The 25,607-nt window shown below is 41.9% G+C and carries 23 protein-coding genes; 14 read left to right on the top strand and 9 right to left on the bottom strand.

The window, feature by feature from the left end; translation table 11 throughout:
* Position 1: 1 nt before the first annotated feature.
* Positions 2-709: a ComF family protein gene (locus L1267_RS08635; protein WP_235382582.1), complete on the bottom strand. Its 708-nt coding sequence runs from the start codon at positions 707-709 to the stop codon at positions 2-4.
* A 58-nt stretch (positions 710-767) separates the two neighbouring features.
* Here L1267_RS08635 and bioH point away from each other — a divergent pair, with 58 nt between their 5' ends.
* The 3 genes from bioH (at position 768) to L1267_RS08620 (ending at position 2,778) form a co-directional block, all read left to right on the top strand.
* Complete coding sequence (bioH, locus tag L1267_RS08630) at positions 768-1,505, top strand: pimeloyl-ACP methyl ester esterase BioH (RefSeq protein ID WP_135922891.1); 738 nt, start codon at positions 768-770, stop codon at positions 1,503-1,505.
* 101 nt (positions 1,506-1,606) lie between these two features.
* The gene (locus L1267_RS08625) at positions 1,607-1,915 is read left to right on the top strand and encodes a hypothetical protein (protein ID WP_054554434.1); all 309 of its coding nucleotides are present in this window, start codon (positions 1,607-1,609) and stop codon (positions 1,913-1,915) included.
* A 5-nt stretch (positions 1,916-1,920) separates the two neighbouring features.
* Entirely contained in the window at positions 1,921-2,778 is an 858-nt protein-coding gene (locus L1267_RS08620) for a putative metalloprotease CJM1_0395 family protein (protein WP_235382581.1), read from the top strand.
* A 71-nt stretch (positions 2,779-2,849) separates the two neighbouring features.
* Here L1267_RS08620 and L1267_RS08615 read toward each other — a convergent pair whose 3' ends face one another.
* The 4 genes from L1267_RS08615 to greB form a co-directional block, all read right to left on the bottom strand.
* Complete coding sequence (locus tag L1267_RS08615; RefSeq protein WP_235382580.1) at positions 2,850-5,168, bottom strand: Tex family protein; 2,319 nt, start codon at positions 5,166-5,168, stop codon at positions 2,850-2,852.
* Positions 5,169-5,303: 135 nt separating this feature from the next.
* Entirely contained in the window at positions 5,304-5,885 is a 582-nt protein-coding gene (locus L1267_RS08610) for a hypothetical protein (protein ID WP_135922888.1), read from the bottom strand.
* Positions 5,886-5,935: 50 nt separating this feature from the next.
* A complete protein-coding gene (locus L1267_RS08605) occupies positions 5,936-6,241 on the bottom strand; it encodes a hypothetical protein (protein ID WP_135922887.1) in 306 nt (101 codons plus the stop codon).
* Positions 6,242-6,355: 114 nt separating this feature from the next.
* Entirely contained in the window at positions 6,356-6,838 is a 483-nt protein-coding gene (gene greB, locus L1267_RS08600) for a transcription elongation factor GreB (RefSeq protein ID WP_235382579.1), read from the bottom strand.
* Positions 6,839-6,994: 156 nt separating this feature from the next.
* Between greB and ompR the strand changes: the two genes are divergently transcribed.
* Complete coding sequence (gene ompR / locus L1267_RS08595) at positions 6,995-7,714, top strand: osmolarity response regulator transcription factor OmpR (protein WP_063702407.1); 720 nt, start codon at positions 6,995-6,997, stop codon at positions 7,712-7,714.
* Between the two features lie 5 nt (positions 7,715-7,719).
* Positions 7,720-9,015: a two-component system sensor histidine kinase EnvZ gene (gene envZ / locus L1267_RS08590; RefSeq protein WP_135922885.1), complete on the top strand. Its 1,296-nt coding sequence runs from the start codon at positions 7,720-7,722 to the stop codon at positions 9,013-9,015.
* A gap of 121 nt (positions 9,016-9,136) precedes the next feature.
* On the opposite strand, the gene L1267_RS08585 is transcribed toward envZ, so the two are convergent.
* Entirely contained in the window at positions 9,137-11,179 is a 2,043-nt protein-coding gene (locus L1267_RS08585; RefSeq protein ID WP_138558479.1) for a glycoside hydrolase family 97 protein, read from the bottom strand.
* Positions 11,180-11,338: 159 nt separating this feature from the next.
* Here L1267_RS08585 and L1267_RS08580 point away from each other — a divergent pair, with 159 nt between their 5' ends.
* The 3 genes from L1267_RS08580 (at position 11,339) to L1267_RS08570 (ending at position 14,848) form a co-directional block, all read left to right on the top strand.
* Positions 11,339-11,956 carry a methylamine utilization protein gene (locus L1267_RS08580; RefSeq protein WP_138558480.1) on the top strand — a complete coding sequence of 206 codons (618 nt, stop codon included), beginning with the start codon at positions 11,339-11,341 and terminating at the stop codon, positions 11,954-11,956.
* Positions 11,943-13,172, top strand: a complete 1,230-nt coding sequence (locus L1267_RS08575) for a hypothetical protein (RefSeq protein ID WP_235382601.1) — start codon at positions 11,943-11,945, stop codon at positions 13,170-13,172. Before L1267_RS08580 ends, L1267_RS08575 begins: the two co-directional genes overlap by 14 nt.
* A 74-nt stretch (positions 13,173-13,246) precedes the next feature.
* On the top strand, positions 13,247-14,848 hold the full coding sequence (locus tag L1267_RS08570) for a methyl-accepting chemotaxis protein (protein ID WP_235382578.1): 1,602 nt from the start codon (positions 13,247-13,249) through the stop codon (positions 14,846-14,848).
* Between the two features lie 51 nt (positions 14,849-14,899).
* Here L1267_RS08570 and speE read toward each other — a convergent pair whose 3' ends face one another.
* On the bottom strand, positions 14,900-15,763 hold the full coding sequence (gene speE / locus L1267_RS08565; RefSeq protein ID WP_135922880.1) for a polyamine aminopropyltransferase: 864 nt from the start codon (positions 15,761-15,763) through the stop codon (positions 14,900-14,902).
* 198 nt (positions 15,764-15,961) lie between these two features.
* Between speE and speA the strand changes: the two genes are divergently transcribed.
* The 4 genes from speA to L1267_RS08545 are packed head-to-tail and all read left to right on the top strand — an operon-like array spanning position 15,962 to position 20,942.
* Positions 15,962-17,842, top strand: coding sequence for a biosynthetic arginine decarboxylase (gene speA / locus L1267_RS08560; RefSeq protein WP_135922879.1), 1,881 nt, complete (start codon positions 15,962-15,964; stop codon positions 17,840-17,842).
* A gap of 21 nt (positions 17,843-17,863) precedes the next feature.
* Complete coding sequence (locus L1267_RS08555) at positions 17,864-18,742, top strand: acyltransferase (protein ID WP_138558483.1); 879 nt, start codon at positions 17,864-17,866, stop codon at positions 18,740-18,742.
* 29 nt (positions 18,743-18,771) lie between these two features.
* Positions 18,772-19,695 (top strand): acetyltransferase, encoded by a 924-nt coding sequence (locus tag L1267_RS08550; protein WP_235382577.1) that lies wholly within the window; start codon positions 18,772-18,774, stop codon positions 19,693-19,695.
* Entirely contained in the window at positions 19,692-20,942 is a 1,251-nt protein-coding gene (locus tag L1267_RS08545) for a mechanosensitive ion channel family protein (RefSeq protein ID WP_135922876.1), read from the top strand. Before L1267_RS08550 ends, L1267_RS08545 begins: the two co-directional genes overlap by 4 nt.
* Here the strand turns inward: L1267_RS08545 and chrA are convergent.
* A complete protein-coding gene (gene chrA / locus L1267_RS08540) occupies positions 20,939-22,075 on the bottom strand; it encodes a chromate efflux transporter (RefSeq protein ID WP_138558484.1) in 1,137 nt (378 codons plus the stop codon). The genes L1267_RS08545 and chrA overlap by 4 nt on opposite strands.
* A gap of 123 nt (positions 22,076-22,198) precedes the next feature.
* Here chrA and L1267_RS08535 point away from each other — a divergent pair, with 123 nt between their 5' ends.
* Together L1267_RS08535 and L1267_RS08530 are read left to right on the top strand one after the other, a co-directional pair.
* Positions 22,199-22,978, top strand: coding sequence for a substrate-binding periplasmic protein (locus tag L1267_RS08535; protein WP_235382576.1), 780 nt, complete (start codon positions 22,199-22,201; stop codon positions 22,976-22,978).
* 79 nt (positions 22,979-23,057) lie between these two features.
* The gene (locus L1267_RS08530) at positions 23,058-23,690 is read left to right on the top strand and encodes an OmpA family protein (protein WP_135922873.1); all 633 of its coding nucleotides are present in this window, start codon (positions 23,058-23,060) and stop codon (positions 23,688-23,690) included.
* 79 nt (positions 23,691-23,769) lie between these two features.
* On the opposite strand, the gene L1267_RS08525 is transcribed toward L1267_RS08530, so the two are convergent.
* On the bottom strand, positions 23,770-25,542 hold the full coding sequence (locus tag L1267_RS08525; protein WP_235382575.1) for an ABC transporter transmembrane domain-containing protein: 1,773 nt from the start codon (positions 25,540-25,542) through the stop codon (positions 23,770-23,772).
* Positions 25,543-25,607 lie beyond the last annotated feature (65 nt).

The raw sequence follows: 25,607 nt of genomic DNA, 5'->3' as shown, positions 1-25,607 counted from the left end.
TTTAATGTGCACCTAACGGAGTTAAGCAGGTAAGCATAGCCCACACCTGTTTAGCTCCGGCTTCTTTAATGACCTCAGTCGCTGCATTTAAAGTTGCGCCAGAGGTCATCACATCATCAATGATTGCCACGGTTTTTGCAGACAAATCCTGCTGGCAAATAAACGCACCCTTTAAGTTTTTAATTCTGTTCGTTTTACTGAGCTTTGATTGTGCTTTTGTAGCTTTTAGCTTTTGAAGAGGCGAAATAATAGGCTCATTTTGTGTTTGGAGTACAGGCAACCATGTTTGACTGACTTGGTTGAAGCCACGGGTTAAAAATCGCTGTTTATGTAAGGGCATTATAATAAAAGCGTCTGGCCAGTGGATATTTACTTTGCGAGCAACTGCAAGTTGCTGGCTAATGATTTGTTGTAGAGCAATCTTATAATACTGTTGGTTATTAAATTTTAACTGCTTTAACCATTGATTTAAGGGCACTTGGTACCAAGCGCAGGCAATTAAGTGGTCAAACTGACAGTCAGGAAAAGCATCACAGACATCAGGTCTGTGTAACAGGTTTGGGTGGCGTTCTAAATCAAATAAGCTTAGATCTTGCAAACAATAACTGCATAAAGCATGGTTAGGATTAATATGGCTGTTACAGCCAATACAAAAGTTTGGAAATAATGTGTCTAAACCTAGTTTTAAAGCATGAGTTAAACGAGACATTGCATTCATTCCTTTAAACGCTATCATGAGCGCTAAGTGTGGTCCGGAATGATGAAATATGCAAAATGATATGGTGTTACTACATGGTTGGGGAATGAACCAAGGCGTGTGGCAAGTAATAATGCCTGAACTGGAATTTTTCCATGATGGTGAGGTTCGTTGCTTGGATTTACCGGGATTTGGTAATGCACAAAACTGCCCAGCCCCTTACACCTTGCATGCCGCTGCTGAGCAACTTAGTGAGCAATTGAATGAAGGGTCATTACTCGTTGGATGGTCATTAGGTGGATTATTTGCTTTGTACATTGCAGCTCATTGGCCAGAAAAGGTGGCTAAAGTTGTGCTTGTTGCATCAACGCCTTTCTTTGCCGAGCAGAATGACTGGCCAGGTATTAAACCGAATGTATTAAATACCTTCAAAGAGCAACTTGTTAGTCACCGCGAAAAAACCATTGAGCGATTTTTAGCAATCCAGGCGATGGGCAGTGAATCGGCCCGTGACGATATTAAACAACTAAAAACTTTATTAAATCAGTATCCAGCACCACAAGAGCAGGCTTTAAGCGCAGGTTTAGAAATTTTGCAGCATGACGATTTACGCTCACTGTTTGCTGAGCTAAGTGTGCCAGTATGTGGCATTTTTGGTCGCTTAGATTCACTGGTTCCTTATCGAGCAATTGAAAAAATGCATGCTTTACAGCCTGAGTTTGAGTATGAAGTATTAGATAAAGCATCACATGCCCCATTTATCTCCCATAAAAAAGCATTTATAACAGCACTGAAATCAATGTGTTAATTTAAACTCGGCCGTAGGCCACAAAAATAGCGGGATTTAGCTTTATTTTGCTCGTTTTATGAGCGATACTTAACAAGTGAATCTCACTGTTGGAGGGTGTTATGCCAATCAGTTCTGTTTTTAATAATGCGGTAGAAGGTTATAACCGTGCAAGCCAAGGTATCGAAAAGGCGAGCGCTGAGATTAGCCGTGCCTCAATTGATCAGCAAGATGATGCCCAACTAGCTCAACAACGCCAATTACAAGCGGCAACTCCAAATGAAGCTGTAACTCCGCCAGTTTCACAACCTGCCCCAATCGATGAGTCGCTTGTTAATTTGAAAGTTGAAGAATTTAATGCAAAAGCAAACATCAACACCATTCAAACTGCTGATGAAGTGCTGGGTACGTTAATTGATATCAAAGTTTAGCACTTATGAATATCGTTACTCCGTTTCCCTCGATTAATATCAACACGGCGAATGTGCACACCGAAAGTGCTCGCCGTGATAATCAGTTACGTGAAGTAATCCCGCCACCTGCTGCTACTAAACCAAGTAATGCCGAAAATAAAACGCTTAGTGATGGTGATAAAACCAAGCAACCGGGTTCTGAGGCTGGTACTTATGATGCCAAAGGTCGTTTATCAGAAGATAAAGTGATTGAAGAGCGTCAACAAGGCAGTGAACAAGGCGATCCTGAGCAATCAGAACAAGACGCTAAACAAGAACAGAAAAAAGAGCAAAAGGTTGCTGAGCAAGAGCAACAAGACGCTGAACAAATAAAAGAATTAAAAGCGCGTGATACCGAAGTGCGTATTCATGAGCAAGCGCATGCCACAGTAGGGGGGCAGTATGCGGGCTCTCCTAGCTACGAGTATCAACGTGGCCCCGATGGTACAAACTATGCTGTTGGCGGCGAGGTGCAAATTGATGTTGCTGAAATAAAAGGTGACCCACAAGCCACAATCGAAAAAATGCAGACGGTGCGTGCAGCGGCACTTGCACCACAAGAGCCTTCAAGTGCTGATCGCTCAATTGCTGCAGATGCCACACAAAAGCTTATGGCAGCGCAGGCTGAGCTTGCCAGCCAATCAGCTGATGGCGATGCTGACTCAGGCAAATCGACCTTCAAAATAAACAGTGAGTATGCCGAAGATAGCGCAACTCAAAGCAGTGAAACAAAAACAGCAAAGCGTGATATTGAAGTAGATGAGCGTGCCGCACGTATTGCTAATTTTTATCAAGCAGCTACCTCGCCCACTAATCAAAATCAGTTCTCTGCTTTTATTTAAGCTTCTTAAATTAAAAAACCGCGTAAGTTAACTCACGCGGTTTTTTATTATCGATTTACACCTATAGGGTATTATTTTTTCACTTTTGCATTGGCAAATGCATCAGCAAAGGCATTACCCATTGCTGCATTACCAAAATCACGTTTTTGTTTAGGTGCTGCACTTTTCGCTTTCGCAGCTGGCTTAGGTTTGCTAGCTGGTGCTGCTTTATTACTAGTATCAACATTATCGTCTAAACGCATAGTAAAGCTGATACGTTTGCGTGCTGCATCTACTTCAAGTACTTTTACTTTAACAATATCGCCAGCTTTAACTACTTCGCGTGGATCTGAGATGAACTTGTTGGTAATAGCAGAAATATGCACTAAACCGTCTTGGTGAACACCCACATCAACAAAGGCACCGAAGTTCGCAACATTCGACACTACACCTTCTAGAATCATTCCTGGTTTTAGGTCGTTGATGGTTTCAACACCGGCTTTAAATTCAGCTGTTTTAAACTCAGGACGCGGGTCACGACCCGGTTTATCAAGCTCTTTAATAATATCGGTAACTGTTGGTAAACCAAACTTTTCGTCTGTGTAGTCGTTAGCAACCAGTTTATTTAAGATATCAGAGTTACCAATTAAGCTATTTACATCGAGGTTGTTCTTTTCGCAGATGCGTTTAACAACCGGATAAGCTTCAGGGTGAACAGATGACTTATCAAGAGGATCTGTACCATTAGTGATACGTAAGAAACCAGCCGCTTGTTCAAAGGCTTTTGGCCCTAAACGCTCTACTTTTTTCAGTTCAGAGCGTTTGCTAAATGAACCATTCGCATCACGGTAGCTAACAATATTTTGTGCTAACGTTTTATTTAAGCCCGATACGCGAGTAAGTAGTGGCACCGAGGCCATATTTAAATCTACACCTACTGAGTTTACACAGTCCTCTACAACGGATGTTAGAGTTTGTCCTAGCTGGCTTTGTGATACGTCGTGCTGGTATTGGCCCACACCGATTGATTTAGGCTCAATTTTTACCAGCTCAGCAAGAGGGTCTTGTAAGCGACGCGCAATTGACACCGCACCACGCAGTGAAACATCAAGGTTAGGGAACTCGTTGGCAGCAAATTCAGACGCTGAATAAACAGATGCACCCGCTTCACTGACCATGATTTTATTTAGTTTAAGTTCACTGTTCGCTTTGATAAGTTCAGCAACTAACTTATCAGATTCACGTGAAGCTGTTCCATTACCGATGGCGATTAGCTCAACTTTGTGCTGGCGACATAACTGCTCTAAGGTACGTAATGATTTTTCCCAGTGGTTTTGGGGTGCATGAGGGAAAATGGTTTGCGTGGTTAAAAGCTTACCTGTGCTGTCTACAACGGCAATTTTACAACCTGTACGTAAACCAGGATCAAGACCTAGAGTAGTACGCGGGCCTGCAGGTGCAGCCATTAATAAATCTTTTAAGTTTTTCGCAAAAACGTCAATTGCGCCAGTTTCAGCTTTTTCACGCATTGCGCCTAAAAACTCATTCTCAAGGTGAAGGCTTAATTTAATCTTCCACGCCCATTGCACCACACTCATCAGCCAGCTACTTGCAGCAGAGTTGCTTACATCTAAGCGATAATGATCGGCAATCATCTGTGCGCACACTTGGGCTGGGTTTTCTGCGCTTGGTTCAGGGTTGATACTGAGTTGTAAAACCCCCTCATTGCGAGCACGAAGCATAGCAAGTGCACGGTGTGATGGTACTTTCTTAAGTGGCTCTTGATGCTCAAAGTAGTCGCGGTACTTAGCGCCATTATTTTCTTGGCCTGCTATTATTGTGCTTTCTATTTGACCATGCTGTGAGATGTGGCTGCGGAATTTAGCCAATAACTTAGCATCTTCTGCAAAGCGTTCCATCAGAATAAATTTAGCGCCATCAAGTACAGCCTTACTATCAGCAAAGCCTGCATCAGCATTTATGTAATCAGCTGCGAGTTGTTCTGGATCGAGGTTTGGATCATTAAATAATGCATCGGCAAGCGGCTCAATGCCGGCTTCAATAGCAATTTGACCTTTCGTGCGACGCTTAGGCTTGAACGGTAAATATAAATCTTCAAGCTCAGTTTTACTGTCAGCGTTATTAATATCAGCATTTAGCTCTGCTGTTAATTTGCCTTGTTCTTCAATGGTGGCAAGAATAAAACTGCGGCGTTCTTCTAATTCGCGTAAATAAGATAAACGTTGTTCAAGTAAACGTAATTGTGTGTCGTCTAGACCACCAGTTACTTCTTTACGATAACGGGCGATAAAAGGGACTGTGGCACCTTCATCAAGTAATTTGATTGCAGCAACAACTTGTGTTTGCTGGGCATTTAGCTCGGTCGCTAAGCGTGCAGAGATATTGCTCATGCATAAACCTTTTTAGAAATAGAAAATCAGTAAAACTGAAGATTAATTGCCTGAATAATATCACAATAAGAAGGCCTTAAAAGCACTGCTTTTAAGGCCCGCAAAAATAGTTTTACACAACGCTGGTTTTAGGCGTTAGTGTGGGTGGTCAATCTGCTGCATGACTTCACTGAAGCTGTTAGCTATTGGATTGATATTGACCGGAATATGGAGTTTTTTAGCGATTTCTCGCGCAGAAATCAAACCGCAAATTTCATGGTTTGCGCTAGTCACTAATAAGAACATCATACCTTGATGCTCCATAGTTTGCAGTGCATCTCCAATACATGCATAGCTGATGCTCTGCAAGCTTACTCCCGCTAAATTGCTAAGTGGTGTCATTACATCGTGTAGTGTTAATTCATCACGGTGTAAGTTTAAACGCTGCGCAAGAATCATAATCTTTGAGCTTTGTAAGTCTGCGCTAGAGGTGATCCCGAGCAGTTTATCTTCGCCATCAATCACTAAAATAAAATCTGAACAGCAACTATTTGTTTGTTTTAACGCATCAACTATAGATGTGCCATAGTGGGCACGAAGCGGGTCTTTTTTAGTAAAGCTATTAAGTACTTTAAGTGCAGAAGAAGTGAGATCTAGTGTTGGCTCAACTTCATTTACTGCATTAGATAATGCGCCATTAGAGATATCTTGTAGACGTAATTCTTTGAATTTATTCATTTTGTTCACCATACATTTTAATAAAACTGAAATAGAAAAATTTGAGTTAATTAAAAAGCAGGTGGCCCTCGCTGGTGTGCGCTATAAACAGACGCCTTGTTACAAGGTTGAGCATACAACACAACACGTGCATCTGGCAGTGGTTGGGCTACATTGGCGATGTACGCAGGTGTATGTTTGTCTAGGTCGGTATCTAGATTGGCAGGGTCTGCACTATCACACGCAATAAAATGTGCGGTTGGTGTAACACTGTCTGAGTGGCTTTCTATATCGTTGGCATAAGATATCAAACTCACACTTATTAAAAGTGCGAATACAATTGCATTACTTATTATGCGTTGCATTGCGTTTGACATAATTACTACCTTCTAAAACTCAAGTAATGATTTATCTTGAGTATCTTTAGTTATAGATCACATTTTTAGACTAAACAATCATTAATTAACGCTTTCTGAATTTTCTGGGAAAAATTATTTTGCATCAGAATAGGTTATCTCATTGATGAACCACTCTTTTGTACCTTCAGGCGTGTTTACCGTAAAGTCATCATCGACCTGCTTGCCAAGCAGTGCCCGAGCCATTGGTGCATCGATAGATATGTAGTCTTTACGCTCGTAAATTTCATCAGGGCCAACAATACGAAAGCGTTTTGTCTCGCCTTGTTCGTTTTCAATTTCGACCCAAGCACCAAAAAATACTTTGCCAGCTTGTTGTGGGTTGTAGTCAACAATTTTAAGGTCAGGCATACGCTTGCGCAAATAACGAACTCTGCGATCGATTTGTCGTAAAACACGTTTATTAAATTGATAATCGGCATTTTCAGAGCGGTCGCCCAAACTTGCTGCCCAAGTCACTATTTTGGTAATTTCGGGGCGTTTTTCATGCCATAAATAATCATGTTCTTGTTGTAATTGCTGATACCCTTCTCGGGTTATTAAATTTGTCTTTGCCATTTTATTCAGCCTAAAAAGAAAACCAGCCGCAAAGTATACCCTTTGTCGAGCAGGATTTTGAAATGTTCAGTAACAATCTAAGCGCGTAATTCGTTTTTTATTCTTAACTTTTTCATTTATATTAATAAGTAACATATTACAAAAAGAATGAAAGTTATGGGACACGAAACGACAAAAGTATTGGTTGTTGATGATGATATGCGCTTACGCAGTTTGCTAGAGCGTTACCTTGTAGAACAAGGTTTTATTGTTCGTACAGCAGCAAATTCAGAGCAAATGGATCGCTTACTAGAGCGCGAAAACTTCCACTTGATTGTATTAGATTTAATGTTGCCGGGTGAAGATGGTCTTTCAATTTGCCGTCGTTTACGTCAAAAAGAAAATGACATTCCTATTGTAATGCTCACAGCAAAAGGCGATGAAGTTGATCGCATCATTGGTTTAGAGCTCGGTGCAGATGATTATATTCCTAAACCATTCAATCCACGTGAGTTACTTGCGCGTATCAAAGCAATTTTACGTCGTCGTGCTAAAGAAGTGCCGGGGGCGCCTGCTGCCGAAGAAAACGAAATTAGTTTTGGTGAGTTTACTCTTAACCTTGCGACCCGCGAAATGAGTCATGGTGACAAAACAATGTCGTTAACCAGTGGGGAGTTTGCTGTATTGAAAGCCTTGGTAACACATCCTCGTGAACCGCTTAGTCGCGATAAGCTAATGAACTTAGCACGTGGCCGTGATTACAGTGCACTTGAGCGCAGTATCGATGTTCAGGTATCGCGCTTACGTCGTATGATTGAAGTTGATGCGGCTAATCCTCGTTATATACAAACAGTATGGGGCTTAGGCTACGTATTTGTGCCAGATGGTGAAAAATAACAATAATGGGCATGTTTCCACGTAGTGCGTTTGGACAAACGGTATTTTTGGTTGCGGCCCTGCTGTTAATCAATCAAATAGTCTCTTATATCACAGTCAGTTTTTATGTTGTTAAACCAACGATAGAACAAGTAAACCTTATTCTCTCAAAACAGGTTAAAACCGTGTTTATTGAATGGGAAGAGGGAGTGGAGGTAAGCAAAGAAGCCTCTGACAAGTTTTTTGAGATCACCGGCATTGAGGTCATGACCCAGCGTCAAGCTATGCGTGAAGGGTTGGCTGAAACTCGCGAGTACTCTATGCTATCGCGCAGCATGTCGAAAGAGCTTAATGGCTCTGCGCGGGTACGTATTAGCCAAACCGATCCGCTTGTGTATTGGGTTGAAGCTCCGCAAGCGCCAGGTTATTGGGTACGTGTGCCGCTCACCGGATTGCAAGAAAACAACCTAAAGTTCTTAACCTTTTATTTATCGAGTATTGGCTTTTTAAGTGTACTCGGTGGTTGGTTGTTTGCCCGTCATCTAAATAGACCTTTAAAAGCACTGCAACAAGCCGCTGTTAAAGTAGGGGTAGGTGACTTTTCTACCAAACTAGAAGAGCAGGGCTCTACAGAAGTGATTGAAGTAACCCGAGCGTTTAACCAAATGTCGCGTGGTATTGCTGCCCTTGAGAATGATCGCCGATTATTAATGGCAGGTGTTTCCCATGACCTACGTACCCCGCTTACGCGGATTCGTTTAGCGACCGAAATGATGTCGGATGATGAAGATTACCTGCGTGAAGGGATCATTCATGATATTGAAGATATGAACGCTATTATCGATCAATTCATTGAATATTTACGCCATCACAAACGCGAAGAACTCGAACTTGAAGACTTAAATGCGATTGTTTCAGAAGTCGTTGAAGCTGAGCAAAAGCATCATCGCACTATTACCTTTAAAGAAAACCCAAGCTTAGGCGAAGTGCCAGTAAGCACGGTGGCAATAAAACGTGTTGTAACCAATATGATTGAAAATGCAATTCGCTATTCAGACGGTGATATTGAAGTTGAAACTCGCGTGAGCAGTAATAAAAAGTTTGCCATGGTGGTGGTGAATGATCACGGCCCGGGTATTCCTGAAAGCGAACTTGAAACAGTATTTGAACCGTTCAAACAAGGTGATGCGGCACGTGGTAGCGAAGGCAGTGGCTTAGGTCTTGCGATAATTAAACGTATTGTCGATATGCATGGCGGCCGAGTACAGCTGCTTAATCGCCCTGAAGGTGGCCTCAGTGCACAGATTTATTTACCGTTTTAAAAGCCTTAAGCTATAAGTTTAAAGCAGCCCGAAATGGCTGCTTTTTTGTTAACAAAAAAGCGCGGCATCAAATGCCGCGCTTTTAATAATGTTCAGCAACTAGCAACTAGCAACTAGCAACTTACATTGCTTTAAATCGAATCGCTGTGCCGCCACTGGTGGCAAGCTTTAACGTTAGCTTATCATCAGCAGTTACAATGCGTTTTTCTACTTTTAAGTCGTAAGGGTTATTAACCCACTCAGCTTTGTCACCGTCGCGGTAGATTTGCGCTTCAAACTTTTTACCTTTATCTAAGAAGTCTAACTTCACTTCTAAAGTGCGGGCTTTTTCGTCAGTAACTGCGCCTAAATACCAGTCATTACCTGAGTATTGATCGCGCTTGCGTTCTTTACGTGCAAACACAACGTAATCGCCAACTTCGCCTTGTAGTGCAATACTTTGTTGCCAATCAGTTGGTACGTCTTGAATAAACTGGAACGCATCTGGTTTTGCTAAGTAATTACGTGGTAAATCTGCCGCCATTTGAATTGGGCTGTACATTACAACATATAGCGCTAATTGCTTCGCTAGAGTTGTTTGCGGGCGGTTGGTATCGGCACCTAAACCATTAAAGCTCATATCAAAAATACCCGGCGTAAAGTCCATAGGGCCTGCAAGCATACGTGTGAAAGCAAGCATTGGAATATGCTCAGGTGGATTTGGTGGCGTACCCCATGCGTTAAACTCTTGGCCACGGGCACCTTCACGAGCAATCCAGTTCGGGTATGTACGACGTAAGCCGGTATCTTTTATTGGCTCATGCGTATTGATACTAATCTTATGCTTAGCAGCAAGTTTCACGTTGTATAGGTACTCGTTTACCATGAACTGACCATCGTGCCACTCTTTGCGGACAATGCCGTTCTCATCGACGCGTTTGATGTTACCACCGTCGGCAACGTAACCTGTTTTAACTTGGCTTACATTTGATTTTTCGTATAGCGCAAATGCATCTTCCATTTGGTTACGATAATTTGTTACGTTACCTGAGGTTTCATGATGACCAATTAGTTGTACGCCTTTTTCTTTGCCGTAACGTGCCAGCTCTTCAATATCAAAATCATCATAAGGTTGAGTAAAGCTAAATACATCACCGTTATAAAACCAGTCGCCATCCCAGCCAATATTCCAGCCTTCGACTAGTACGCCATCAAAGCCATATTTAGCCGCGAAATCCATGTAATATTTGGTATTCTCAGTGGTTGCACCATGAATTTTACCGCTACCCCAGGTATTTTCATTGATGTGCATACCCCACCAAATACCTACGTATTTACCCGGTTTTACCCAAGAAACATCGCCCAGTTTATTTGGTTCGTTTAGGTTTAAGATGATATCTGAGTTGATTAAATCAACGGCTTCATCACCAATTTGAATTGTACGCCAAGGGGTATTAAATGCACCGTGCTTTTTAACCGCTACGCCGTCTGACCAAGGTGTTAAATCGGCTTGGAAAGTACCATCACGACGTTGGTTTAAAACCATGCCGGCATAATCAACAAGGGCTGCTTCGTGAATACTGATATGTACACCATTTTTATTTTTTAAAGTAAATGGTGTGTGCACAAGTGCCGCTTTATGTAATGGGGTGGTGTTATACACGTACTCATAACGGTTCCAACCACGGGCGGGGATCCACCATGCCGTTGCATCTGATGAGTCTGTAATTGCAAACTCAGTAAGCTCTTTGGTGATTTCTACATCATCAAAACCAGCTTGCTTTGGTAATTCGTATCGAAAGCCGACACCATCATTAAAAGCGCGAAAACGTACTGTAAATGTGCCACCTTGTGGTTGTGGCTTTTTAAAGGTAACAGCGACTTCGTTATGGTTATCAACCACTGTTTGGCGTTCACCCCAAGGTTGTTCCCAGCTGCTTTTTACAGAGTCAGTGGTTTGGCTGCTAATTTTGTAACCTTCGCTCATTGCCGGTTGTTCTTTAAAAACAAGGCCTAACGCTGAGTTAGCAATGACTTGTTTACCAGCAAAACTGATTTCGTAGCTAGGTGTGTGTTGTTCATCAGAAATGGTTACTTTGATCTGCCCATCAGGTGAACTGACGGTTGTGGTTTGTGCTAGGCAAGTACCTGAAAAGGCTGCTAACATTAAGGCAGTTAATCGCATTGTTGTTCCTTGGCGGCTTATGGTTATGGATTGTTGTCACGTATTCACATACATGCTTCAAGCATAAAGTGACTTGCCAGTTAATACGAGAGATCTGCATACGTATTCAACAAAGTGAGTGCTGTGATATCAGGCCCTATACTGAAAAAGGTTTAAAAAATGATAAGAATAACCCTGTTGCTACTACTATTGTTTAGCCAAGCTTTATTGGCGCAGCAAATACAAATAGTGGATAAGCAGAATCAACCGGTCAAAAATGCGGTTGTTTGGTTAAAAGGTTCTCAGCAGCTAACTTTGCCTGATACTCATTACACTATGAGCCAGCAGGAACGTGCGTTTGTTCCTCATGTCTTGGTTGTACCAAAAGGAGCGAATGTTGAATTTCCGAACCTTGATTCAATCATGCATCATGTTTACTCGTTTTCTAAAACGAAGCAATTTGAGCTAAAGCTTTACCATGATAAACCAGAACAACCGATTAACTTTGCGCAAACGGGCGTTGTAGAACTTGGTTGTAATATTCATGACTGGATGTTGGGCTATATTGTTGTGGTTGATGGCACTGTATTTGGGCAAACAGACAAACAGGGTATCGTAAATTTACCACTACCTGAAGGGCCTCATATATTGGCGGTTTGGCATGATCGCTTTAACGATATTAGTTCGCCAGAAACGATAGAAATTTCCACCTCTAATAGTCAATTTAGCTACAAATTAAAGCAAACTTTGTTACCAAAATTAGAATTAAACAACGATGAGTTTGATGATTATGAATAACTGGCAAGCCTTGGCATTGGTTAGTGTTTTGGGTTTACCTGCGCTGGCATTTGCTGAGCATGATGGCTTGGTAACTGTGACGGCTGTGCGTGGCGACCAACTGTTGAGCTATCAGCGAGAAGGAATTGGTTTGTACCGTTATGACCAAAAGCATGATGGTTTAGTGATATCCCAAGCTATGCTTAGTAGTCGTTTTGAATTAAGCCGAGATTGGTCTGCGCATACAGTGCTTAACGCTCATCCTGATCCTGAACTAACCGTAGGTTTTAGTCAGGCCTATTTACAGTATCAGCCTCTCACAGTAAGTCGTTATAAATGGGCTGTTAAAGCGGGTGGCTTTTATCCAAAAATGTCACTAGAGAATCCGCAAAGTGGCTGGATATCACCCTATAACTATACTAACTCTGCGATTAATACGTGGATAGGGGAAGAGGTGCGCGCCTTTGGTCTTGAGGCCAGTATTAAACGCCCAGGTCGTCAGTTTAGAAGTAACCACAGTTTTGAAGGTTTTGCATCGGTTTTTAAAGGTAACGACCCTGCAGGAACGCTGCTGTCATGGCGAGGATTCGCTATGCATGATAGGCAAACCACGTTTAATGAACAAATCGACTTTGCTATTCCATATTCATTCGAATGGGCGCAGCTAGATAAGCAAGCTGACTATGTTGAGCCTTTCGAAGAAGTAGATGGTCGCTTTGGATATTATTTAGGTATGCATTGGGATTATCAAAAAAGGTCACAGTTTCGCGTTTATTATTATGACAATAACGGTGACCCCGGTGCTTTAAATACCCGTACAGGTCAGTATGCGTGGGATACACGTTTTTTAAGTGCGGCATGGTTGTATAAGTTCAATCAGCAAACACGCATTATTGTTCAGATGTTAGATGGCAAAACCGCAATGGGTAAATACCGTGGGATAGATAACGATTTTTACAGCCATTTTGTTTTATTAAGCCACAAGTTAGACCAGCACCGTCTTACAATTAGGTATGATTACTTTAAGGTAAGTGATCATGATGATTGGCAATTTGATCCTAACCAAAGTCGTGGAGAAGCTTTAACCGCAAGTTGGCGCTATCAACTGTCAAACAAGTGGCAAGTAGGTGCTGAATATTCAGTGCTGAGCAGTGACGCTCAAAATAGACCCGGTATGGGATTTAATGAGCATAACTCGCAGCAGCAATTTCAACTTTCAGCGGGATGGCAATTTTAATTTCATACACTTTTATCGTTTTTCTACTACCATTCTAAAGAGTGGGTAGGTTAGATTTTGAATTAGGACAATGTATGAAGTTAAAAAGCATTCGCGTCAAAAGTTCGTTACCAATCGCGTTATTAGGTATTGCCATAATTCTCCTAATTGCGGGCTATACCTATTTAATTAACCTTCAAGAAGAAGCCATTGATGCACAGTCAGAACGTTTTTTAAAGGCTGTCTCTGTGGTTGTTAATGCTGATCGAGACTTGTATCAAGCCAAAGTGGCAGAGCTGCAACTTGTTACCCAATTGAAGGGTGATAAAGGCCAGCTTATTGAGCATCAAGAGAATGCTGAACAAGTGAAAGATCGTTTTAAGCAATACTTATCTTATATGTCACCTTATGCTGAGATTACAGGGCAATTCCGTAACTTTGATAGCGCGTTTGATGCTTGGTACAAAGCCTCAACAGCTTATATCAACAGTCCAGCTAACGCTTCGCAAAAACAAGTGGCTGAACAAACCTTCTCTGAACTACGTGATGTTTTAGATAAAGCGGGTGAAGTAGCTGAAAAAACGTCGCAAGACGAAACAGAAAGATTGATGGCTAAAATCATGGGCTTTAAAGTTATGCTTATGGTGATGATTGCAGTGGTTTTAGCTGTGGCGGGTTGGTTTAGTTATTTTGTACCACGTCAGCTTACAAAGCAGATCAACTTTGTCACTGAACGGATTAACGAAATTGCCTCGGGAGATGGTGACTTAACTGGCCGTATAAATGTTAAAACCCAAGATGAATTTGCCGAACTGGCAACTGCATTTAACCGCTTCTTAGATAATTTGCAGCAGCTTATTAAAGATATTTTAGAACAGGCAAAAGAGCTTAATACGCTTGGTAACGATCTAGGCAATTTCGCTAATCAGAACCATCAAGTAAATCAAAAGCTCAGTCAAGCATCTGAGTCTATTGTAAGTGCTGTACATGAAATGAGTGTGGCAAGCCGTGAAGTAGCCAATGTAGCGCAAAACTCATCCCATGAAGCCGATAACTCACAGCAGCTTGCTAAACAAGGTTTAACAGCCGTTGATAATTCGAGTCGTAAAATTACAGCGTTGTCAGAAAATATGGAACACGCCAGCCAGCGCTCAACGGAGTTGCAGCAAAGTTCAGACAATATTGCCAAGGTGCTTGAGGTTATTCGTGCGATTGCCGAGCAAACTAACTTACTTGCACTTAATGCGGCAATTGAGGCAGCTCGGGCAGGAGAGCAAGGTCGCGGCTTCGCGGTAGTGGCCGATGAAGTGCGAACACTCGCCACCCGAACCCAAGAAAGTACCAATGACATTCAAACAATGGTTGAACAGTTTGCCGGTAGTGTTGAGCAGTCATTGCAAGCTATTAACTCGGGTAAACGTTTTGCTGACGAGGCAGTAGCATCTTTCGCGCAAACGAATGATATTTTAAATGCCATGCAAGACTCATCTGTAAAAGTTAATGATATGGCAATGCAAACGGCACAAGCCACCGAAGAGCAAACCGCTGTTGCTGATGAAATCAGTCAAAACTTATCTGACTTAAATGATCAAACTCAGCAAGGGGGCGGGCTGGCAAGTTCAACCCAAGAAGTGGCAACTAGGATGACTCAACTAACTAATGAACTCAATCATTTAGTGAATCGGTTTAAGGTTTAATGCAATAAAAAAGGGCTCAATTGAGCCCTTTTTTACATCTAACTAAAACGCTTACTTTTTCTCAAAAGCACGTTTCATATAATTTGGTGTTGCTAATGCACCATGGTGAATACCTGCATTGTAGTATTCTGTGCTTTGCGCGAGTGTATTTGCATCGTCTTCACGAAAACCTGCAAACGCTTCTGACTTACGAGCAAGCGTCACTGACCATAAACCACTTGGGTAGATAGGTTGTGGGAAAGGTAGTGTTTGTAGGTCAACAAAGCCAACCTCTTTCATTGCGTCGCGCATTTCTACTAATAGTGGCATGTGCATAAGTGGTGATTCACTTTGCTGAATTAAGATGCCGCCAGGGCGAAGTGCAGTTAAACAGCTGGTATAGAAAGCATGGTTGAATAAACCTTCGCCTGGGCCAACTGGATCTGTACCATCGACAATTACCACATCGATTGATTCAGGCGCTGCTTCACGCATGTATTTAATGCCGTCGTCAAACATCACTGTAGCGCGAGGATCTTGGTTTGATTCACATAGCTCAGGGAAGTACTTAAGTGACATTTGCGTCACAACTTCGTCGATATCGATTTGTGTTACGCTTTCAACACCAGGGTGTTTTAATACTTCGCGTAAAGTACCGCAGTCACCACCACCAATAATCACAACGTTTTTAGGGTTTGGGTGTGCAAGCAATGCTGGATGACTGATCATTTCGTGATAAAAAAAGTTTTCACGGCTACTTACCATCGTACAACCATCAATAATCATAAGATTACCGAAGTCAGTTGTCTCGTACATTTCTACTTTTTGAAATGGTGATTGCTGTTCATCAAGCTTTTTAGTTATGCGTAGTGAAAAGGCGCTACCATCACGGTCACTAATTTCAGTAAACCAGTTGTTTTGATCTAAATTGGCCATCTTGCTTATACACTTTTGGTTAATGGTAAAAAAGGGGTGCAATTCTGCCAGTGCTTGGCCAATTGCTCAATCAAATTTTAATCAGTATAGCGAATATTTTTTATCACTTTGGCATAGAGTGCATTTTTTGTTAGCGTGGGCAGCTCGGGCGTATTAAAATGTGCGTTTATATTTATTGAAATTACAGAAGACATTGCCATGACTTGGGGTTTAGACAAAGCACGCGAAACATATAATGTTGCTCATTGGAGTGACGGCTATTTTGATATTAACGCACAAGGTGAGCTGGTTGCTTATCCTGATGGCGATCAAACAAAGTCAGCGATATCTTTGTCTGAGCTTACTGAACAATTTAAAAAACAAGGTCTTACTTTGCCTGTATTAGTGCGCTTTACTGATATCTTGCAAAATCGTGTTGGCACTTTAACAAGTGCATTTACCAAGGCACGTCAAGCGCGGGACTATCAGGGCGAGTATACTTGTGTTTACCCTATAAAAGTAAACCAGCAACGCTCTGTTGTTAGCAAATTACTTGCTCACCCAAGTGGTTTAGTTGGCCTTGAAGCTGGCTCAAAACCTGAGCTTATGGCGATTTTAGGCGTAGCCAAAGAACCAATTACTATTGTTTGTAATGGCTACAAAGACAGTGAGTTTTTACGCTTAGCCTGTATTGGTCAAGGTATGGGTCACAAGGTTCACATTGTTGTTGAGAAGCTCTCTGAACTAACCACTTTACTAGCTGAAATTGATGACTTAGGCATTGAGCCATCGATTGGTATTCGTATTCGCTTAAACTCGGTTGGCAAAGGTAAATGGCAAAATACCGGTGGTGAAAAAGGTAAGTTTGGTTTAACTGCAGGGCAAGTGTTGTCTGCTGTTGAGCTACTTAAGTCGCGTAATAAGCTCCATTTAATGCAATTAGTGCATTTTCATATTGGCTCTCAAATAGCCAATATCCGTGATATTCACCGTGCATTGCGTGAATGTGCTCGTCACTTTGCTGAGTTAACGCAGTTAGGTGTACCACTTAATACAGTGGATGTAGGTGGCGGTTTAGGTGTTGACTACGAAGGTTCTGGTTCTCGTAGTTCGTGTTCAATGAATTACAGTGTCGATGAATATGCACGTAATGTCGTTAATGCGTTTGCTGAAGTGTGCCAACAACATGACCTTAAACACCCAGCCATTATTACTGAATCAGGCCGCGCGTTAACTGCGCATCACGCGGTATTAATTACTGATGTTATCGATGTTGAACGTGCACCTAACCATGCAAACCCAGCTGCGCCTGAGGCTGGCAGTGTATTGGTGCTCGATGAAATGTGGCAGTGCTTACAGCGGTTAACTCCGCGCATGGCACTAGAAATTTATCACGATGCAATGCACTTATTTAGTGAAGCACATGATCAATACGTTCACGGTTTGCTGACTATGATTGAGTGGGCGAAGTTAGAGCAGTTGTACTTCACTATCTTACACCGTGTTCGTGCTTCTCTCAGTGAAAATGCCCGTGCCCACCGTGAAGTATTAGATGATTTAAACGAAAAACTGGCTGACAAGCTATTTGTTAATTTCTCATTATTCCAGTCACTGCCTGATGTTTGGGGTATTCAACAGTTATTTCCTGTAATGCCAGTTGAAAACTTACATAAGCCGTTAACGCAACGCGCTATTATTCAAGACATTACCTGTGATTCTGATGGTCAAATTCGTAACTATGTTGAAGGTACAGGTATTGAGAGCAGTTTACCTATTCCTGAGTACAAGCAAGGCCAGCAATACCACATCGCGATGTTCTTAGTGGGTGCTTATCAAGAAATTTTAGGTGATCTACATAACCTGTTCGGCGACACAGACTCAGTGCATGTAGAGTTAACAGATGCAGGCTATCAGTTAACCAACGCAATTAAAGGTGACAGCGTTAAGGACGTATTAAAGTTTGTTGATTATGATAGCGACATCCTTGCTGAAAACTTTGCAAAACGGGTTAACTCACTGGCAATTGATGAGCAATCTAAGGCACAATATTTATCAGAACTAAATGCAGGCCTTGCTGGCTACACGTATTTTGAAGATTAAGCGTTAAAGGAATAAGTAGTAATGTCCATGATCCGTTGTGTGTTCAGTTTTTTATTTTACACCCTTAATACACTTTTTTGGTTTGTGCCTATCTTTATTTGTGGTGTGATTAAACTCATACCAATCAAACCGTTACAAAAGCTCATGAGCTGGATAGCGAAGCAATGCGCCACTATGTGGGTGAGTTGTAACAGTATTAATCAAAATCTATTTGCTTCATATAAGCTGAACGTAACGGGTCTTGAGCAACTAAAAGCGAAAGACTGGTATTTAGTTATCGCTAATCATCAAAGCTGGGTAGATATTGTTGTGATGCAGCGTGTATTTAATCGTCGCATCCCATTTTTGAACTTTTTTTTGAAGAAAGAGCTAATATACGTACCTTTCTTAGGTCTTGCATGGTGGGCACTGGATTTTCCATTCATGACCCGCACTAGCAAATCACAATTAAAGAAAAACCCTAAATTGCGCGGTAAAGATTTAGAAACCACACGTAAAGCATGTGAAAAATTTAAAGAAATGCCGGTAAGTATCGTTAACTTTGTTGAAGGTACGCGTTTCACTGCTGATAAGCACGCGCGTCAGAATAGTCCATTTACGCATTTATTAAAGCCAAAAGCGGGCGGGGTTGCGTTTGTGATGCAAGCAATGGGTGAGCAAATTTCTAAAGTGGTGAATGTAACTATTCATTACCCAGACGGCATACCTAGCTTTGTGGACTTTGCTAGTGGGCGTGTAAAGCAGGTTGATGTGAAGGTTGAAGTCATGGAAGTGAGCCCTAATTTAATTGGTGATTATACAGGCGACGCTGATTTTAGAGTAAACTTTCAAGCTGAACTTAATCGTCTCTGGGATGAAAAAAATCAGCAACTAGCAGAGTTTAAAACACACGCGAAGTAGTTGCAGTTGACGTACTCGAGAGCACACATATGTTAAAGAAGTTTTTACCAAATTGGTTAACAGGCGTTCTAGTAAGCATTGTTTTGTTTGCCAACGTAATTATTTGGGGCACGCTTGTGCTGCTTTTTGGTGTGCTTAAATTACTACTGCCATTTAAAGTAGTTAGCGATATTCTGCACGGTGCTTATCGAGGTTGGTGTAAAGGTAACCGCTTAGCACTGTGGTTAGGTTGTGAGAATATCGATATTAATATTCAAGGCAGCGTTAGTAGGGATGGTTGGTACTTACTTATCTCTAATCATATGAGCTGGCTAGATATTGTAGTACTTAGTGCGATAGATGTTTTACCCGCACCAAAGTTTTTCTTAAAAGATGAATTAAAATATGTGCCCTTCATTGGCACTGGTGCATGGGCCATGGGCATGCCTTTTATGAAGCGGGTTAGTAAAGCGCAATTGGCAAAAAATCCAAAGTTAAAGGGCCTTGATGTTGAGCGTACCAAACGCAGTTGCCGCGACTTTCGTAATCATCCAACAACTATTATCAACTTTGTTGAAGGCACACGCTTTACGTGCCAAAAACACAAAAAGCAAAATAGCCCATTTAGTTACCTTTTAAAGCCTAAAGCGGGCGGTATTGCCTTTGCTCTTGAGGTGTTAGGTGAGCAGTTTGATGCATTATTAAATACCTCGATTATTTATCAAGGCGAGGGTGATCACATCTGTCGTAACCTGATGCGTGGCCGCTTAAGCGTGATTAAAGTGGATGTGCATTTACAAGCAATTAGCGCAGATATGATTGGCGATTATCAGCACGATCGTGCATTTAGAACGACTTTTCAACAGTATGTTAATAATTTATGGTTGCAAAAAGATGAGCAGCTACTAAGTTATCATCAGGCTAAAGAAGCGGATTACATTGCTAATATCAATAAAGAGGTTGAAGCGCCATGAAGCAAACTCACCTGCAAGAATTAGTGATGCCTTGGTTTGAATCAATGCCAGACGCGACACTTGTAAGTGCATTAACGGCGACAGCTATCGGCGTTGGCTCATTACTATTAATTTATATGTTTACCCGTCGACTGCTGCTGCCGGGTATTCAAAAGGTTGTTACACGTCTGTCTCCAGAGCGCATAGGTGCGCTTGCACCAATGCTCAATAAACTAAATCGCCGCTTTGCTGGTGCTTTGTGCTGTGTCCTTTATTTAGCAACTTTCGATTATGTTTATCCTGTTCATGATGTTGCTGCACTCGTTTTAAAAACAGTAGGTCAAGTTGCGCTCATTATTTATGGTGGCTTCATTTTAAGTAGTGTAGTGAGCATTGCCGGCGGTATTTATAATCAACTTGAATTTGCTCGAGACATTCCGATTCAAGGGTTAATCCAGGTTGTTAAACTGATCACTTTTATGGTTTGCGCCATTCTCATTGTGAGTATTTTGCTGGAGAAGTCGCCAACTTATATTCTCTCAGGCTTTGGTGCAATAGCGGCAGTGACCTTACTCGTATTTAAAGATACTATTTTGGGTTTTGTCGCCAGTATTCAAATTGCAGCTAACCGTTTAGTGACCTATGGTGATTGGATCCAAGTAGATAGCTATGGTGCTGACGGTGAGGTTATCGACCTTGGCTTAAACACGGTTAAAGTGCGTAACTGGGATAACACCATTACAACCATTCCAACCTACATGCTGGTTGCTGGGTCATTTAAAAACTGGCGTGGCATGCAAGAGTCTGGCGGTCGTCGTATCAAACGCTCTTTAAACATTGATATGAATAGTATTCGCTTAGTAGACGATGCGTTTCGTGAGCAAATAGACACAGCTATTCCACTGCATGACTATATTCGTGTTTCTAGCTTGCCAGATCCGGTAACCAACCTTGGCTTATTTCGTCGCTATGCAGAAGGTTACCTTAAGCAGCATGAAAAAATAAATCGTGATTTAACCCTGATGGTGCGTGAGCTACAGCCAATGAACCATGGTTTACCAATCGAATTCTATTGTTTTAGTGAAGACAAACGCTGGATTTCTTATGAGCACTTGCAAGCAGAGATAATGGATCATCTACTTGCGGTGTTGCCAATTTTCGCGCTTAGACCTTATCAGAGTGTTACAGGCCAGATAAGTGCAAGTGAGCCACAAACAGGGCTAAAGCCAAGTATTAAGGTTGCTAATCCTCCGCGCGAAAAAGCTTAAAACTGACCAATCAGTACGCTAAAAGCAATAAAGCCTAACAATAGCCACCAAATTGGTGGCTTTGCCATTCTTAGCCAAGTAAATGCGGCAACTACCAAGCCTACTTGCCACAGATTTTGCACTGCCGACTGCCAAATTGGTGAATAAAGGGCGGCGGCTAAAAAACCTACCACGGCGGCATTTAATGCTGCGATACTACCCGCAAAGCGAGGCTTATCAGCTAATTGTAACCAGCTTTTCATAAACGCTAACATTAATAAAAAGCCAGGTAAGAAGATTAGTAAAGTAGCAACAATCGCACCTATGAGTGGCGTATTTGGAGAAACCTGTGCGCCTAAGTATGTGGCTATGGTAAACATTGGCCCTGGTATGGCTTGCGCACTGGCATAAGCAGATAAAAACTGCTCGGTTTCAAGACTCGGCACACCCGCTTGTAAAATGGGTAACACAACGTGACCGCCGCCAAAGACCATAGCGCCAGTTTGATAGAATGGGGCAAACACAGAAAACCACTCACCTAAAGGTAAAAAGCTAACCAGTAACAAAACAGTAAATAAACCAAGCGGTAACCAAGCAATTTTGACTGATTTGTGTTGTTGATTCTCTGGTAGTTTAAGTTGAGGATAAAACCAACCTAAGGCTGCTGCTGCAATAAGTACTATAATTTGGCTCGATAACTGTGAAAACACAATCAGCGCAACCGTGCTCAGTACCGCGATAAGTTTGTGTAAGTGGTTTTTGCAAAAGCTCATTGCCATACTGTAAGTTGCATCGGCAACAATCACCACCGCAAAGAGTTTAAGCCCGGCTATCACCGCAAAGTAAATATCACCAAATTGGTGAGCACTAAGAGCCAAAAAGAACATAATTAAAAATGAGGGCAGGGTAAAGCCAATAAAAGCACATAGGCCACCTAATAAGCCTCCTTTTTCAACCCCCATTGCAAAGCTAACTTGGCTTGAACCGGGGCCAGGTAACGCTTGGCTTAGGCTAATAAGTTGCGCATAGCGCTCAGCGGTGAGCCATTTTAAGTTATCAACAAAATGACGTTTAAAGTAACCAAGATGTGCAGCTGGGCCGCCAAAGCTCATGCAGCCCAATAAAAAGAATTGTTTAAAGATAACAAATAACATTACTTTTGCCGTTACAGGATAGTTGTTTCTATTATGACAAAATTGTATGACATTTTTGTGGTTTTTATGACACTAGGCCGTCTACAATATAGAAAACGAGTGAACGTAGTTATGAGTATCACTATGAAGCAGTATTTTACAAGTTTGTTGTTACTACTGGCTAGCTCCTTTGCATTTGCAACTAATTTTGAAAAAGTTGTGGTGGCTGTTGATCATGCGCCGCCTTACGGCATGGTATCAGAGTCAGGCCAAGTTAGTGGGGCGATAGTCGATATCATGCGCGAAATGCAAAGCAGCCTTCCCATGAAACTTGAATTTGTCGCTTGCCCGTTTTCGCGCTGCTTAAAAATGCTCGAGCAAAATGAGCTAGATGTGATGGGCGGGCTTATCCGCACAGAGGCTCGTGAGCAAAAAATGCATTTTTTAACCCCACCCTACATGATGTTGTCATCTTCTTTTGTTTTTTATGCAAAAGCTGATAGCGAGTTTGCAGTAAATAACTATCAAGATTTAGTTGGTAAACGCATTGCGGTAATGCGAGGAGCGGCCCATTTTTCTCGTTTCGATAAAGATAAAACACTCACCAAAGTTGAAGCCTTAAGTGAACACAATGCCTTTGAAATGTTACTGAAAAATAGAGTTGATTTGGTCATTGCTGTTGAGGAAACAGCGGATCATTCAGCAGCCATTTTGCAAAGGCCATCACAAAGTGTAAAAAAGATGTCGTATCGTTTTGATGATGTGATTTTTGGGCACTTAGCATTAAGTAAACAATTTGCTAAGTCTGAGTTTGCTCAAAAGATTCAAACTCAACTTAACAACCTAGTTCTCGATGGTCGCCTAACAAAAATAGTGGCGGAATATAACTTACCGGCTGTTTCAGCTGCGGCTATTGTGAATTAACTCTTTCTTCATAGTTTGTTCATTGTTGTTTAATTATAATGGATAATAATTCGAAATTAATATTGCCATGGAGAGACACATGACTATTAGTAAATCAGTTTTAACAGTGGGCGTTTTGGCCGTTTTATTAACGGGTTGTGAAACAACTAACACAGGTAAAGGTGCAGCAATCGGTGCAGCAACTGGCGCTGTATTAGGTAAAGCAACAGGCGACCATGACGATAAACGTATCTTCATTGGTGCTGCAATTGGTGCATTAGCAGGTGCAGCAGTTGGCGATTACATGGATAAACAAGAAGAAGCATTTCGCGATGAGCTAGCAGGCTCTGGTGTTGAAGTGGTTCGTGAAGGCGACAATATTCGTTTAGTAATGCCATCAAACATTACTTTTGCGACTGATCAATCTTATATCTCGTCGGGCTTTCACAGCACTCTTGATGCAATTGCGCAAGTGATGAACAAGTATGAAAAAACCTACTTAAGTGTTGAAGGTCATACCGACAGCACGGGTAAAGATAGCTACAACATGACGTTATCTCAGCAACGTGCGCAAAGTGTAAAAGATTATCTAGTTAATCATCAGATCATATCTGCACGCATCAGCACGCGAGGCTATGGTGAAACGCGCCCTGTAGCGAGCAACGATACAGCTAATGGTCGTGCTTTAAATCGCCGCGTAGAAATTCAGATCGTACCGAATACACAAGGTTAGATATTACATCTAGATTTGTGGTCAGGTTTGATATGCCCTTTCAAACCTGACATTTCCCTTCTTATATCGACTCGCTTAATTAATCTCGATTAAACTGTAATTCGCACAATTGTTTATACAATGGGTTAGTCTCAAACAACTGTTGATGCGTACCCGTTGCAATAATTTCTCCTTTATCCATTACGACAATCACATCAGCATGTTTAACTGTTGCCAAACGATGGGCAATAATCAGGGTTGTTCTGTCTTTCATTAGATGCTCAAGGGCAGCTTGTACATGAAATTCACTTTGTGCGTCGAGTGCACTAGTTGCTTCATCAAGCAATAAAATTGCTGGGTCTTTTAAAATTGCTCGCGCCAGTACTATACGTTGTTTTTGCCCACCAGAGAGCCTGACACCTTGCTCCCCCAAAAAGCTGTGATAGCCATCAGGAAGTTGATTAATAAACTCATCGGCATGAGCATATTTAGCCGCCGCATATACTTGCTCGTCAGTGGCGTTTGGGTTGCCATAACGTATGTTGTGCATTACGTCTGAGCTAAATAAAATTGGGTTTTGTGCCACCATCCCCATTTGCTGGCGTAAGCAATCAAGAGAGAGTGCTTTTATGTCTATGCCCGCCAGCGAAATACTCCCTGAACTTGGGTCGTAAAAACGTTGCAGTAATTCAAACAATGTTGTTTTACCAGCGCCCGATGGGCCAACGATTGCAACAGTTTGTCCTTGTTTTACTTGTAAGTTAAGCGCATTTAAAGCGGCTTTATCTGGCCTTGAAGGGTAATGAAAAGATACATCATTAAACTCGATAGCAGGGTGATTAAGCTTGTTTGTCTCAAGTTGTGCATCATGATTTTTATCTGGGCTTTTGATCATGCTTTCAACGGCAAGTAGCTCTAATAATCGCGCTGCTGCACCTGCGGCTCTTTGTAGCTCACCGTACACTTCGGCAACCGTTGCTACAGACATCGCCACCATAATCGCATAAAACACGAAAGCACCGAGCTCACCACCTGTCATGGTGCCAGCTAATACGTCACTGCCGCCAACCCAAAGCATCACACTAATGGCACTAAAGGTCAGAAATATCACCGCGGCAATCAAAAACGAGCGCTGTTTGATGCGGCTTTTTGCTACTTGAAACGCCTTGTTGGTTTCTTCGTTAAATGCTGCTTTTTCACGCTCTTCATGACTATAACTTTGCACGACTTTTATATTTTGAATGATCTCGCCTGCGTAGGTGCTGATATCGGCAATGGCATCTTGGCTTGAGCTTGCGAGTTTTCGTACCTTTCGGCCAAAAATCATCATCGGCAGTAATACCACAGGCACACAAGCAACAACCACAAGGGTTAGCTTTAAGTTAGTGATGAGTAGCATAGCCAAGCCACCGATGAGCATTAAGCTACTGCGTAATGCCATCGAAAAAGAGGAACCTATAATAGATTGCAACAAGGTGGTATCAGTGGTCAGACGCGACATCAGCTCGCCGCTGCGGTTTTCTTCAAAGTAGCTTGGGTGTAATGTAACGATGCGATCAAACACGGCTTTACGAATATCGTTACTGACTCGCTCGCCAATCCATGACATTAAATAAAAGCGACAAAAAGTACCTACCGCTAATAAGCTAATTAAACCAATCAGTACCATCACTGCTTGCTGTAGCTGAGCTTGTGAGCCTGCAATAAAACCATGATCAATAACAAATTTAACACCTTGTCCAAGAGATAAGTTGACTCCGGCGGTAAGCAACAAGGCGCCAAGCGCTGCAAACACTACCCATTTGTAGGGTTTTATAAAAGCTAATATCGGTAATAAGCTGCTAAATGCGGCCTTTTCTTTATTGTTAGACATGCTAGATTCTTGTTGGTGAATAGGGTATAGATATGGTTATCAATGCTCTAAAAATCAACAGTTAT

Source organism: Pseudoalteromonas sp. OFAV1 (genome assembly GCF_021532595.1).
Taxonomy (GTDB): Bacteria; Pseudomonadota; Gammaproteobacteria; order Enterobacterales; family Alteromonadaceae; genus Pseudoalteromonas; species Pseudoalteromonas lipolytica_C.
The sequence above is the reverse complement of the archived record's forward strand: the minus strand, read 5'-3'. Positions and strand labels throughout refer to the sequence as shown.

Coding starts and splice junctions, on each gene's coding strand:
- L1267_RS08635 (WP_235382582.1), bottom strand. CDS start 709: ATGTCTCGTTTAACTCATGCTTTAAAACTAGGTTTAGACACATTATTT.
- bioH (WP_135922891.1), top strand. CDS start 768: ATGCAAAATGATATGGTGTTACTACATGGTTGGGGAATGAACCAAGGC.
- L1267_RS08625 (WP_054554434.1), top strand. CDS start 1,607: ATGCCAATCAGTTCTGTTTTTAATAATGCGGTAGAAGGTTATAACCGT.
- L1267_RS08620 (WP_235382581.1), top strand. CDS start 1,921: ATGAATATCGTTACTCCGTTTCCCTCGATTAATATCAACACGGCGAAT.
- L1267_RS08615 (WP_235382580.1), bottom strand. CDS start 5,168: ATGAGCAATATCTCTGCACGCTTAGCGACCGAGCTAAATGCCCAGCAA.
- L1267_RS08610 (WP_135922888.1), bottom strand. CDS start 5,885: ATGAATAAATTCAAAGAATTACGTCTACAAGATATCTCTAATGGCGCA.
- L1267_RS08605 (WP_135922887.1), bottom strand. CDS start 6,241: ATGTCAAACGCAATGCAACGCATAATAAGTAATGCAATTGTATTCGCA.
- greB (WP_235382579.1), bottom strand. CDS start 6,838: ATGGCAAAGACAAATTTAATAACCCGAGAAGGGTATCAGCAATTACAA.
- ompR (WP_063702407.1), top strand. CDS start 6,995: ATGGGACACGAAACGACAAAAGTATTGGTTGTTGATGATGATATGCGC.
- envZ (WP_135922885.1), top strand. CDS start 7,720: ATGGGCATGTTTCCACGTAGTGCGTTTGGACAAACGGTATTTTTGGTT.
- L1267_RS08585 (WP_138558479.1), bottom strand. CDS start 11,179: ATGCGATTAACTGCCTTAATGTTAGCAGCCTTTTCAGGTACTTGCCTA.
- L1267_RS08580 (WP_138558480.1), top strand. CDS start 11,339: ATGATAAGAATAACCCTGTTGCTACTACTATTGTTTAGCCAAGCTTTA.
- L1267_RS08575 (WP_235382601.1), top strand. CDS start 11,943: ATGATTATGAATAACTGGCAAGCCTTGGCATTGGTTAGTGTTTTGGGT.
- L1267_RS08570 (WP_235382578.1), top strand. CDS start 13,247: ATGAAGTTAAAAAGCATTCGCGTCAAAAGTTCGTTACCAATCGCGTTA.
- speE (WP_135922880.1), bottom strand. CDS start 15,763: ATGGCCAATTTAGATCAAAACAACTGGTTTACTGAAATTAGTGACCGT.
- speA (WP_135922879.1), top strand. CDS start 15,962: ATGACTTGGGGTTTAGACAAAGCACGCGAAACATATAATGTTGCTCAT.
- L1267_RS08555 (WP_138558483.1), top strand. CDS start 17,864: ATGTCCATGATCCGTTGTGTGTTCAGTTTTTTATTTTACACCCTTAAT.
- L1267_RS08550 (WP_235382577.1), top strand. CDS start 18,772: ATGTTAAAGAAGTTTTTACCAAATTGGTTAACAGGCGTTCTAGTAAGC.
- L1267_RS08545 (WP_135922876.1), top strand. CDS start 19,692: ATGAAGCAAACTCACCTGCAAGAATTAGTGATGCCTTGGTTTGAATCA.
- chrA (WP_138558484.1), bottom strand. CDS start 22,075: ATGTTATTTGTTATCTTTAAACAATTCTTTTTATTGGGCTGCATGAGC.
- L1267_RS08535 (WP_235382576.1), top strand. CDS start 22,199: ATGAAGCAGTATTTTACAAGTTTGTTGTTACTACTGGCTAGCTCCTTT.
- L1267_RS08530 (WP_135922873.1), top strand. CDS start 23,058: ATGACTATTAGTAAATCAGTTTTAACAGTGGGCGTTTTGGCCGTTTTA.
- L1267_RS08525 (WP_235382575.1), bottom strand. CDS start 25,542: ATGTCTAACAATAAAGAAAAGGCCGCATTTAGCAGCTTATTACCGATA.